6 protein-coding genes are annotated in these 12,717 nt (G+C 38.9%); 3 read left to right on the top strand and 3 right to left on the bottom strand.

Translation table 11 applies throughout. From position 1 onward, the window contains the following. Positions 1-141: 141 nt before the first annotated feature. Both Q0162_RS04490 and Q0162_RS04485 read right to left on the bottom strand, forming a co-directional pair. Entirely contained in the window at positions 142-1,467 is a 1,326-nt protein-coding gene (locus Q0162_RS04490; protein WP_297889771.1) for an MFS transporter, read from the bottom strand. Positions 1,468-1,515: 48 nt separating this feature from the next. Beyond that, positions 1,516-2,994 (bottom strand): nitrate/nitrite transporter, encoded by a 1,479-nt coding sequence (locus tag Q0162_RS04485; RefSeq protein WP_095897914.1) that lies wholly within the window; start codon positions 2,992-2,994, stop codon positions 1,516-1,518. Between the two features lie 253 nt (positions 2,995-3,247). On the opposite strand from Q0162_RS04485, the gene sprA reads away from it, so the two are divergent. From sprA to Q0162_RS04470, 3 genes are read left to right on the top strand one after another with little or no spacing between them, the layout of a single operon-like run. Then, the gene (gene sprA / locus Q0162_RS04480; RefSeq protein ID WP_297889764.1) at positions 3,248-10,318 is read left to right on the top strand and encodes a cell surface protein SprA; all 7,071 of its coding nucleotides are present in this window, start codon (positions 3,248-3,250) and stop codon (positions 10,316-10,318) included. Between the two features lie 31 nt (positions 10,319-10,349). Then, the gene (locus Q0162_RS04475) at positions 10,350-10,952 is read left to right on the top strand and encodes a YigZ family protein (RefSeq protein WP_002681052.1); all 603 of its coding nucleotides are present in this window, start codon (positions 10,350-10,352) and stop codon (positions 10,950-10,952) included. 39 nt (positions 10,953-10,991) lie between these two features. After that, positions 10,992-11,999, top strand: a complete 1,008-nt coding sequence (locus tag Q0162_RS04470) for a Gfo/Idh/MocA family oxidoreductase (protein ID WP_297889759.1) — start codon at positions 10,992-10,994, stop codon at positions 11,997-11,999. Between the two features lies 1 nt (position 12,000). On the opposite strand, the gene Q0162_RS04465 is transcribed toward Q0162_RS04470, so the two are convergent. Then, complete coding sequence (locus Q0162_RS04465; RefSeq protein ID WP_297889756.1) at positions 12,001-12,489, bottom strand: thioredoxin family protein; 489 nt, start codon at positions 12,487-12,489, stop codon at positions 12,001-12,003. Between the last annotated feature and the right edge of the window lie 228 nt (positions 12,490-12,717).

Genomic DNA, 12,717 nt, shown 5'->3' with positions numbered 1-12,717 from the left:
TTTTGTTTTACTCTAGGGGACAAAAATACAACTAAAAAAGTGAATTACAAACATTCTTAGTAATTTAGAATCATTCGTAATTCACTTGTTTTATGTAAGTTATTGTAATATAAGTTTATTACATCTTTTTTAACATTTTATTTAACTCGGTCTCTCACAACCTTTACGAGTATAGAAATGCCAATTTATCCATGTTGCAATCACGCATAAAGCAAACACACACCAAAAGAAAGGTTCTGAATTGCCAAACCAAGCACGTGATTGAGGAATCATTATATTGAAGATAAAAGGACCAAAAGCAGCTACTGCAGCTGTCCATCCTATTACTCCTGCTGATTTACGTGGTGAAGCAGCAAAAATAGTAGGGTATTGCTTGAAAGTAGCAGCATTACCTACTCCTGTAAAGAAGAAAATCGCCATAATGATAGTGAAGAACATCGGGAACTGGTCTGCTGAAGTAGGGGTAAGATAACCTCCCAAGATAAGTATAGCAAAGAGAATCGCCATTGCAATACCAGTGATATGGGTGAGGATAGCCCCTCCAAATTTATCAGCTATTTTACCAAAAAGCACACGCATTGCCGAACTAATTAGAGGTCCATAGAAAGCGTAATGCAAAGGCTCGAGAGTATTATCCAAAGGCACATACATATTTTTAATCATCAATGGGAAAGCCGCAGAAAGTCCTGCGAAAATCCCAAAAGTCATAATATAAGTGACAGTGCAATACCAAGTGTGTTTATCACCAAAAATATCCAACTGCTCTTTAAAAGAGGCTTTTACAGGGATACTCTTCAATGATACCCAAGCCCATATACCTACAAGAAATAACGGAATTACATAGATGAAGGCTACGTTCTCTAAAAAGATAGTTTTGCCAGTAGCTATCACTGTTTCTCCTCCACCTAAGAAAGAAAAGATACTAAGGCTGATGACGATAGGTGAAAGCAATTGTACCAAACTTACCCCAAAGTTTCCTACACCTGCTTGAATACCTAAAGCGGTACCTGATAGGCGTTTAGGGAAAAATAAAGAAGTAGAAGGCATATAGGATGAGAAGTCACCACCTCCTATACCGAGCAAAAATCCTATTAGCATAAAATAGCCATAAGATGATGAAGGATCCATTACGGCAAAACCTAACATCAATAAAGGGATAATCTTTAATAAAGCACTGATAGATACTACTTTTTGTGTTCCGAAGATAGGAATCAAAAAGGTGTTGAGGATACGCAAAAGCCCTCCTGCTAAACCAGGCATCGCTGCCAACCAAAACAATTGGTCATCAGTGAAATGAAACCCAATTTTAGGTAATTGTACCACTACGGCACTGTATAGAAACCAGCACGCAAACGACATTGTAAGCGCGATAGTAGTAATTGTAAGCGTTCTATTCGCTATTTTTTTTCCTGTGGAATGCCAAAACTGTTCGTTTTCAGGCTCCCATTGTGATAACCATTTACTCATTTTTATTAATTTGTCAATTTGTTGATTTGTCAATTAGTCAATTGCTAATTATTCAATTTTATCTCGCAACTCTGGGGCTGCTTTTTTGTTTAGTTTATTGATAGTGCGGTGCATCCAGTAGAGACAGACAGCCGAAGTGAGGAATACAAAAATCCAAGAGCTTGTCCATAAACCTGTAAAGTCAAGAAGATACCCAAAGAGGATAGGTCCTATAAAACCTCCTAATCCACCGATGAGTCCTACCATACCTCCTACAATACCTACTTCATTAGGAAAATATTCAGGAATGTATTTGTATACCGCTGCTTTTCCAATACCCCACATAATACCAATGAGGATTACCAAGATAGTATATACCCACAAGTGTGCTTCAAATTTAATGAGTGTTTGTCCTTGGGCAAGCACTTCTTTTTTCTTCACTTGTTGGTTCTCTTTCACGAGGGCTTCTTGCCACGAATAACTTTTTGGGAAAATGTAGTTACCATCTTTAATTTCAGGTTTTTCTGTAAGTTGTATCACTTCACCTGTAGCAAGGGTAATAGCATTTCCTTCTACTTTTTCAACAGTAGTATTTTTCTTGGCTGCTACTCCTTTTCCTGGCGTAAGAATTTCCATTTTAGGCAACATCAAGAGTCCTCCTATGATAAGAGAAGAGAGCAATACCCAGTGCATTACGGCACGCGCACCAAATTTATCGGATAAGTAACCTCCAAGTGCTCTAATCACCCCACTGGGCAAGCTAAAGGCTGAAGCAAGCATACCTCCTAATATCAAGGTTGTGCTGTATACGTTGATGTAGTAAGGTAATAGCCATTGTGAGAAGGCTACAAACAAACCGAATACTAAGAAATAGTACAACCCAAAACGCCATACACGAGTAGATTTGAGCGGAGTGATCATTTCGTGCATCGATTTAGGTGCTTGTGCAGCTTTTTTATTTTTGGTAAAGAACAAAAATATCAAGCCCATTAATAAAATTACACACCCGTAGATTATAGGTAGCCAACGCCATCCATCTAAGTTCTCATTGTTGTTAGTGAGCCATTTAAGTAGTGTAGGTGCTAAAAAAGTAGTAAGAGCTGCCCCTGCATTTCCCATACCGAAAATACCGAGTGCACGACCTTGCCAGTTTTTAGGATACCATACTGAGGTAAAAGCAATCCCTACAGCAAAACCTGTTCCCACCATACCAAAAAGAATACTCAAAATGAAGTACATCCAATATGAATTTACGAAGTACATCAAGAAGAATGGGATAGCACAGAAGATAAGCAATGTACTAAACACGGGTTTCCCTCCGTATTTATCGGTGAGCATCCCCATCAAAGGGCGGAAGATAGAACCTGAAAGGATAGGCAATCCTAAGAGCCAGCCTGTTTGTACTACACTCCAATTGAAGATACCATTATCTACTAAATAAGTTACCAAAACACCGTTCAGTGTCCAGCAGGCAAAACAAATAGTAAAAGCTAAAGTGTTGAGCGTAAGCACAAAATGCGAAGTACGCAAAGAGGTTGTAGAATTCATTAATAATTAGTTTATTTATAAAAAGATTAAATTAGGCGGCAAATGTAAGTGTTTGAAAGAAAATGAAACTATGATAATTATCAGTTTGCGATAATAAAGTATTTTTTATACGATTATTAATTCAACAACTTTTATAAAACTTCTTAAAAAGAAAAAATAACAGATTGTTAAAAATGTTAATTATTAATTGGAAATTGTCAATAGTTTTTTATCTTTGCCCCGATTTATATTCTCCTATAATGTATCTCCCATTATGAAATATACTTATACACTATTCATACTACTCTTTTTCAGTGTTTTAACAACTCAAGCTCAAGTAACTCCCACTACTACCGAAGGTACTCAAACCGAGACGACCGTGCGCAATGGCATTGGGCGTGTGGGGTTAGAGCAGCCTAAAAGTATTGTACAACAGTATACATATAACCCTACACTTGATCGTTATGTGTATACCGAACAACTTGGCAAATACGACCTTAGAACACCTATGTTCCTCACTGTAAAGGAATATGAGAACTTGGTGTTGCGTGAGCGTATGAAAGCGTATTATGATGAAAAACTCGCAACTTTGGGTGATACAAGCACAAGTACAATTGATAAAAAAAAGGCACAACGCAATTTGTTGCCGGAATTGTATATAAATTCTGATTTTTTTGAGAGTGTCTTTGGGGGGCGCAATATAGAGCTCACACCACAAGGGAGTGTAGGGGTAGATTTGGGTGTACGCTATACCCGTAATGACAACCCCGTGGTAAGTCCGCGATACCGTAGTTCGTGGGGATTAGATTTTGAGCAACGCATTAGCTTGGGGCTTACAGGGAAAATAGGTACAAGGTTGAGCCTCAATGCGCAGTATGACACTCAAGCATCTTTTGATTTTCAAAATGTCTTCAAATTAGAGTACTCACCCGATGAAGATGATATCGTACAGAAAGTAGAGTTAGGGAACATCTCTATGCCGATGTCTAACTCACTGATTACTGGTTCACAGAGTCTATTTGGGGTAAAAACAGAACTGAAGTTCGGGCGTACAACCATTACGGGGGTATTCTCTGAACAGAAATCTGAGCGCAAAACGGTGAGCGCACAAGGTGGTGGTACCATTACCGAATTTGAATTTTCGGCTTTAGACTACGATGAAAACCGTAACTTCTTTTTAGCACAATTCTTCCGTGATAACTACGATCGCGCCTTAGAGAACTATCCTTTTATCAATAGTAAAGTACAAATTACCCGCTTGGAGGTATGGGTTACCAACCGCAATAGCCGTATGGGGAATATTCGCAATATCTTGGCATTGCAAGACTTAGGAGAACCTAAAGAAGTAAATACCCGTTTGAAAGATAAGGCAGGTTCTACCTTTTTCAATGCTACTACAAATAATATGCCTACCAATGCTGCTAATAAATACGACCCTACCCGAATAGGAACATCTAATTCAGTACTTACCAATGCAATTCGCGATGTAGCAACGGTACAACAAGGTTTTGGAACAAATGCTTCGTATGTAAGTCAGGGTTATGACTATGCTATCATTGAAAATGCACGAAAACTTGAAGAAGGAGTTGATTATAAGGTAGATAATAAACTTGGTTATATATCTCTTGTTACAGCTTTGAGCAGTGATGAAGTGCTGGCAGTAGCCTACCAGTATACCTATGGTAGCCAAGTGTACCAAGTAGGTGAATTTGCTAATGATGGTATTTCGGCAACTACTAACCAAATTTATGGTGGGGGTAACAATGCTATTACCAATAACCTTTTAGTACTGAAAATGCTCAAAAGCAACCGTTTGAACGTGAATGACCCTATTTGGGATTTGATGATGAAAAACGTTTATTCGGTAGGTACAGCGCGACTTTCAGCTGAAGATTTTCGTATGAATATCTTCTATTCCAATCCTTCGCCTATCAACTATATAGAAAAGGTGGATAATGTAGGTTGGCCTGCGAGTTTAGACGATCGTATTTTGCTCAATCTTTTTAATTTCGACCGCCTCAACAAATACAATGACCCACAACCAGGGGGGGATGGTTTCTTCGATTACCTACCTGGGATTACTATAGATGAACAATACGGCAAAATCTTCTTTACCAAAGTGGAACCTTTTGGTAGTTTCCTCTACAATACTTTAGGAGGTGGAGCTAACTACGATGATCCTCTTTCTTATAACAACAATCAGAAAAAGTACGTTTATACTTCACTCTATAAAAACACTAAATCGCAAGCACAAATGGATGGCGATAAAAACAAGTTTGTGATGAAAGGTCGCTACAAAGCCTCAAGTCGTAGGGGGATATCGTTAGGAGCTTTCAATGTGCCACGAGGTTCGGTAGTAGTAACTGCAGGTGGGCGCATACTCGTGGAGGGTATCGACTATTTGGTGGATTACCAATCGGGTACAGTGGAGATTATCAATGCGAGTTTAGAAGCCTCTAATTTGCCTATACAAGTATCAGTAGAGAACAACCTAATTTTCGGCGGTCAAACTACTCGCTATATGGGTGTGAATGTGGAGCATAAATTCAATGATAAGTTCATCGTAAACGGAGCAATTGTAAACTTGCGCGAACGACCTTATACACAAAAAACTAGCTATGGACAAGAGAGTGTGAACAATACAATCTTTGGGGTTGGGGCTACTTATTCTACAGAGTTGCCTTTCCTTACTCGTTGGGTAAACCGTATTCCTACTATCAAGAGTGATGCACCTTCTAACCTCTCATTACGTGGTGAGTTTGCTTATCTGAGAGCAAGTACCCCTAAAGCCGACGATTTTGATGGTGAAACTACTGTATATTTAGATGATTTTGAGTCAGCTCAAGCCACTATTGATATACGTTCACCTCTGGCTTGGAAATTAGCAAGTACACCTTTAGAGTTTGGTCCTGGTGGAACAGCTTCACGTACCCTTTACGGAAGCAGTCCTACCGATACTGATAACTTGCGCAATAGTTTTGGTCGTGCTAAATTAGCTTGGTATACTATTGACCCTGTGTTCTATTCAGCTCAAAAACCTTCAGATGTAAATAGCAACGAAATTTCTAAAAATAGTACCCGTCGTATTTTTGTAGAAGAAATCTTTCCTCAACAGCAATTAGCACAAGGACAATCTTTAGTACAAACTACACTGGATTTAGCTTACTATCCTAATATAAAAGGACCTTATAACAACAGCCCTTCTTTCAATACCGAAAATAAATGGGGAGGTATTATGCGCGGTATGAGCTACTCCGATTTTCAAGAGAGCAATATAGAATTTTTGCAATTTTGGGTAATGGATCCATATTATTCAGGCGAATATAGTGGTAATGGAGAGTTGGTGTTCAACTTAGGAAATATTTCTGAAGACGTCCTTAAAGATGGTCGTAAACAATATGAAAACGGCTTACCTGGACTTTCCTCTACTGCAAGTACTAACCAAACTTCTTGGGGTAAAGTACCTGCCGCTCAATCGTTAGTTTATGCTTTTGATGAGAACAGCTCTAACCGTAGTTTACAAGATATAGGGCTCGATGGACTTACTGATGCCGATGAAAGAAATATCTATACCAATAACCTTGCTACTTCACCTAATGACCCTGCAATGGATAACTATGAGTATTTCTTAACACGTGGAGGAGGTATTCTCAATCGTTACTATAACTACAATGGTACTCAGGGCAACTCACCTGTAAATAATACCGATAGCAATAGAGGTTCTACAACCATACCCGATCACGAGGATATTAATGGCGATTATACTATGAACACAGCCAATAACTATCTTGAGTATCGCGTTCGTATGCACCCTAATATCACTACAAATGATACTTATGTAAATGACATACGAGTAGTATCAGTAGAAGCTCCTAACGGTCAGCAAGTTTCTACTCGCTGGATACAATATAAAATACCGATTGCCAGTGGTGCACTATGGCGTGAAGGTTATAGTTTCCCTGTAGGTACTGTTTCTAAAACTGAACAAATCAATATCATCAATTCGATGACTCATATGAGGATGTATCTCACTGGTTTCCAAAACGAGATGCTCTTGCGTTTTGGCACACTCGACCTTATTCGTGGCGATTGGCGTTACTACAACTATCCTCTCAATGAGAATATAGGTGTTACTTCGGCTACTACTGTCGAAATCAACTCAGTAAACCTTATTGAGAACGAAAACCGTCAGCCTATTCCTTATCGTATGCCACCAGGGGTACACCGCGAACGTATCAATACTAATAATACTTTGGTAGAACAGAATGAACAAGCCTTGTCATACATAGTGCGCGATCTTAGAGATCAAGATAGTCGTGCTGTGTATAAAGCCTTGCGTTTTGATCTACGACAATATAAGTATATCAAGATGTTCGTACACGCCGAAGCCTATAAAAACAATCCTTTGACTGATAATCAGGCAGTGGCTTTTATACGAATAGGTACCGATTTCAACAACAACTACTACCAAATAGAAGTCCCCTTGCAGGTAACCCCTGCAGGAGCAAGCACTGATTACCTGATATGGCCTAAAGAAAACGAGCTGAATATCCCAATGGAGATACTCACCAAGCTGAAAGCTATCAAGTTAAGAAGCGCTAATGGATTAAGTGATGAAACGCATTACGATCAGAATTTTAATGTAATCACTAATCCTTATACTACTCCTCACGTAGCAGGGCAAAACCGCTATGTCATCAAAGGAAATCCATCTCTTGGTAGTGTGCGTTCTGTGATGTTAGGAATAAAGAATGCATCGGGTCGCGACCTCAGTGGAGAGTTTTGGTTTAACGAACTTCGCGTTGCCGAATTAGATAATCGTGGAGGTTGGGCAGCAGTGGGCTCTCTTGATGCTAACGCTTCTGAACTGATGAATATTTCGGCAACAGGTCGTATGCACACGGTAGGTTTTGGAGCTGTAGATCAAGCTCCTAACCAGCGAGCACTCGAAAGTACCCGTGAGTACGATGTGATGATGAATATCAATGCGGGTAAACTCTTGCCTCCTAAATGGAATATGCAAATACCAGTAGGGTTAAATCACTCTCAAAAACTCTCAACACCAGAGTATGACCCTGTATATCAAGATATCAGACTGCAAGACAGATTAGATGTTGCCCAAAACGCAAGTGAGCGAGAAATCATCAAACAGCAGGCTGAAGACTATACTCTAAGACGCGGTATCAACCTTATAGGGGTGAAGAAAAACTTAGCTGAAGGACAAAAGAACCGCATCTATAATATCGAAAACTTTACTTTCAACTACGCTTATAATGAGAAAAATCACCGTGATTATGAGCTTAGTTATGAAGATGAACAACAAGTGCGTGCAGGCTTTATGTACAACTACACGTTTAAACCTACAACGGTAGAGCCTTTCAAAAAGAGTAGCAAGTTTGCAGGCAAACGTTATTGGCAGTGGTTGGCTGATATGAATCTGAACATCTTGCCTACAAGCATTATGTTTACAGCAGATGTCAATCGTTCGTTTACTAAACAGTTGTTCCGCGATGTGCATTTCGATGGTGTAAATGCAAGTCAGCAACGTGCCTTGCCAGAATTGCAACAACGCAATTATCAAATGAATCACCAATACGCGATTAACTACAATCTCACCAAATCATTGCGCCTCAATTTCAATGCAACTAATAATAGCATTATTCGCAATTACTATAGGTATGATGCCAATGGTGATATATCAGGAGTAGATAGAGAGGTATCGTTGTGGAATAATTTCTGGGATTTAGGAACTCCTGATCACTTCTTCTCTAAATTCCAAGTGAATTACGAGTTGCCTTTTGCGAACTTCCCTTACTTTGAATTTATCCGTGCTAATTATACATATTCAGGAGATTTTGATTACCAACGCGGATCACAAACTCTCTTGCAGTTGGCTCGCCAAGAAGTGAATACCTTGCAGAATGGCAATACCCATAACTTTACAGCGAACCTTACTTTCGATCAGCTGTATCGCTATTTGGGTGTAAAAGCAACCCCAAGAGGTGAGAAGGCTAGCGTAGGTAAATCTCTTTTAACGATGATTAAAACCGCTGGTGTGAACTATTCAGTTACTAATGCTCGCACTATTCCAGGTTACACTCAGCAAGTAGGTTTCTTAGGAACTTTCAAACCTTCAGCAGGCTTTATGTTTGGTGACCAAACCGATTTGCGTTACGAAATGGCTAAACGAGGTCAGCTTACTGAATTTGCTGATTTCAACGACCAATATATCAGATCACAAGAAAAACAACTCTTGCTCACCGCTAATTTGCAACCAATCCCTGATTTGCAAATCAACTTAAAGGCTAATAGGCAATTTACAGAAAACTATACCGAAACCTTTGAGGTGCGCAATTTTGTATACAACAAATTAGTAGGTAATCAGGTAGGTAGTTTTAATATTTCTACTAACCTCATAGCAACAGCTTTCAATAAAATAGACGAATACAACTCAGCTGCCTTTGAACGCTTTAAAGACAACCGACTTACAGTCGCTCGCCGTTTAGCTGAGGCTCGCGGCTTGAATCCTTCATCAGTAGATTCTGAAGGATATCCTATAGGATACAGCAAAAAAAGTCAGGCGGTGATGATTCCAGCGTTCTTTGCGGCTTATTCAGGTGGTAATGCCAGTGGTGTGTCTCTTGATGCCTTCAAAAATATTCCTATCCCTGAATGGAATGTGCGTTATACAGGCTTGATGCGTATTGAGTTTATTAAGAATACTTTCCGCCGTTTCTCATTGGCACACGGTTATCGCGCAAGCTATTCACTTAGTGAGTTCCGCACCAATTTGGAATATGAACCTGCAAATCCTAATAAAACGAATGTAGCAGGCGATTTTCTAAATGAGAAATTGTATTCTACGGTTACCCTTGCTGAGCAGTTCAATCCGCTTATCCGTGCCGATATGGAACTTAAAAACTCTATGAGTCTCTTGGCAGAGTTCAACCGCGATCGCACCATTTCTATCAGTTTAGACAATGATTATCTTACCGAAATCCTCAAACGAGAATATAAATTTGGATTAGGATATCGATTTAAAAACTTGACTTTTGTAACTCGAGTGAATGGTAATCTCACTACGCTGAAGAGTGATTTGGTGCTCAAAGGTACGCTTTCTTACCTCAATGAGTTTACCGTAATACGTAATATGGAAATATTTAACAACCAAGTAACTGCAGGACAAACCTCTTGGTTAGGTAATCTCACTGCCGAGTATGCCCTCAGTCGTAACTTATTGGCATCGTATTATTTCCAATACAATTTCTCTAAATCGGCTATTTCTACAGCCTTCCCTATGACCACTATTCGTACAGGACTCTCAGTGAAATACACCTTTCAATAACCCCTGACACCTGAAACCTGACACCTGAATAATGGATACTTATAAAACCATAGCTTCCTCTGTACAAGAGGTAATCTTTAAAGAGAAGAGTAGTAAATTTCTCGGCTATGCTTTTCCAGTTACCTCTGAAGAGGAGATAAAAGCGCATCTTGAAGAAGTAAAAAAGGCTCATTTTTCAGCACGACATTGGTGTTATGCGTGGCAATTAGGTTATGGTACTAACCAACGCTATCGTGCTAACGATGACGGTGAGCCTAATAACACGGCAGGTATACCTATTTACGGGCAAATTCAGTCCTTTGAGCTCACTAATATATTGGTGATAGTGGTGCGTTATTTTGGAGGAATTAAGTTAGGTGTCGGCGGATTAGTGCAAGCCTATAAAACTACTGCCCAACTTACCCTGCAAGAAGCCGAAATTGAAGAAAAACTCATTACCGAAGAGTTGCGTATCCGTTTTGAATATCCATTAATGAACAAAGTAATGCGCGTAGTAAAGGAGCAAAACCTCAATATCACCCAGCAGTTACTTACCGAAAATTGTGAGTTACACCTTGCTATTCGCCAAAGTGATTATCAAAGAATGCAAGAGCTTTTTGAGAATATCTATGGAGTATTAATAGTTAAAGATTAACATTTTGATACCTCTTACTTGTTATTTGTTACCTAAAAAATGAATATAGCACTTTGTAGTTTTGGAATGAGCGGACGTGTGTTTCACGCTCCTTTTATCGCTCAACATCCTCATCTCAACCTTTATGCGGTGGTAGAACGCCATCGCTCAGAATCTCGTGAATTATATCCCAAAAGTAAATTGTATCGTTCAGTAGCCGAAATGCTACAAGACCCTTCGGTAGATGTGGTAGTTGTCAATACTCCCGTACAAACCCATTATGAATATGCCAAGGAAGCCCTTTTAGCAGGAAAACACGTATTAGTTGAAAAACCTTTTACAGTAACTGCTGAAGAAGCTCGTGCTCTTGATACTTTAGCTAAAGAAAAAGGAAAGTTACTCACGGTTTATCAAAATCGTCGTTATGATGGTGATTACTTAAAGGTAAAGGAAATATTAAAAAGCGGTGTATTAGGCGAACTTAAAGAAGTAGAAATACGCTTTGATAGATTCCGTGATAGTATCAGTGCTAAAGCTCATAAAGAAACTGCCGAGAGTGGGGGAGGAGCACTTTATGATTTGGGCGCACACCTTATAGACCAAGCCTTGCAATTATTTGGAAAACCTATAAAAACATACGCCGATTTGGGCTACCTTCGAAAAGGAACTCAAACCGACGATTATTTTGAAGTGATATGCTTCTATAACAATCAGTTGCGTGTACGTCTTAAATCTACAACTTTTGCTTTAGAACGCCAATGGGAATATGTGTTACACGGTACTAAAGGCAGTTTTTTGCAACAGCGTTTTGACGGACAAGAAGCTGCTTTAGTAGCAGGAACTATTCCTGCTCCTACACCTTGGTTACCAAATATTCAAGAGCCTAATGGCATCTTGCATACGCTTAAAAGTCGCACACTCACCACAGCCCAACACGGTAATTATTGGCAGTTTTACGAAGATTTCTATCAAGTTCTTATAGGAAAAAAAGAAAATCCCATACCCGCAAGTGAGGCTATAGAAGTAATTAATATCATTGATGAATTGGCAAATCGCCAAATTAACTAATTTACAACCTTCCTTGTAGGAATTTCTTTACTTTTTTTGGGTCGTACCCTTTGCCATCTTCTAAATCTTCACTTTTTTGAGTGAAGAGCACTTCACCTTTAGCACTGAGGATTAAAAAAGCAGGATACCCGTATTGTTCACCAGGATTGCCATACTTTTTAAGAGCCTTTTCATTCTTATTTTCAGGTGAATAATTCAAGTGGTAATAGATATATTTTTTGTTGAGAATTTGCTTTAGTTCAGGAGTAGTAGTTACTAAATGATTGAAACGTAAACACCACACACACCAGTTGCCCCCAATTTGAACCAAAACTTTTTTACCTTCTTTTTTAGCTTGTTTCAACAACTGATTGATACGCATATCACCATCTTCTTCAGGGTGATAAGGTTGTTCATAACCAGCGCGTTCTTTTTGTACTTCTTCGCTAGTTTGTGCGAATATAGTATTTCCAACCAAGCAGAGCAAAGTTATAAAAATGATTTTCTTCATAAAACAATTCTTTTTTTAACAGAATAAAAGTACAAAATCTATACCATCTTTTCGTTTTAAATAGTAATCTTATTTTTTACTTCTTTAAGATGATATATGTGTAAGGTGAGAGAAAAAAGTATGCATTCTAAAAGTGTTAAAAAGGTGTTAAAGTTATAGCGACACGTTTGGAAGTAAAAATAATATCGTATTTTTGCGCGTGAAACCCTAATTGTGTCGATTTCTACA

This window comes from uncultured Capnocytophaga sp. (assembly GCF_937936315.1).
In the GTDB taxonomy this organism is placed as follows: domain Bacteria; phylum Bacteroidota; class Bacteroidia; order Flavobacteriales; family Flavobacteriaceae; genus Capnocytophaga.
The sequence above is the reverse complement of the archived record's forward strand: the minus strand, read 5'-3'. Positions and strand labels throughout refer to the sequence as shown.

Bases quoted from the DNA above. Each gene is read 5' to 3' on its own strand.
- Q0162_RS04490 (WP_297889771.1), bottom strand. From the start codon at position 1,467: ATGAGTAAATGGTTATCACAATGGGAGCCTGAAAACGAACAGTTTTGG.
- Q0162_RS04485 (WP_095897914.1), bottom strand. From the start codon at position 2,994: ATGAATTCTACAACCTCTTTGCGTACTTCGCATTTTGTGCTTACGCTC.
- sprA (WP_297889764.1), top strand. From the start codon at position 3,248: ATGAAATATACTTATACACTATTCATACTACTCTTTTTCAGTGTTTTA.
- Q0162_RS04475 (WP_002681052.1), top strand. From the start codon at position 10,350: ATGGATACTTATAAAACCATAGCTTCCTCTGTACAAGAGGTAATCTTT.
- Q0162_RS04470 (WP_297889759.1), top strand. From the start codon at position 10,992: ATGAATATAGCACTTTGTAGTTTTGGAATGAGCGGACGTGTGTTTCAC.
- Q0162_RS04465 (WP_297889756.1), bottom strand. From the start codon at position 12,489: ATGAAGAAAATCATTTTTATAACTTTGCTCTGCTTGGTTGGAAATACT.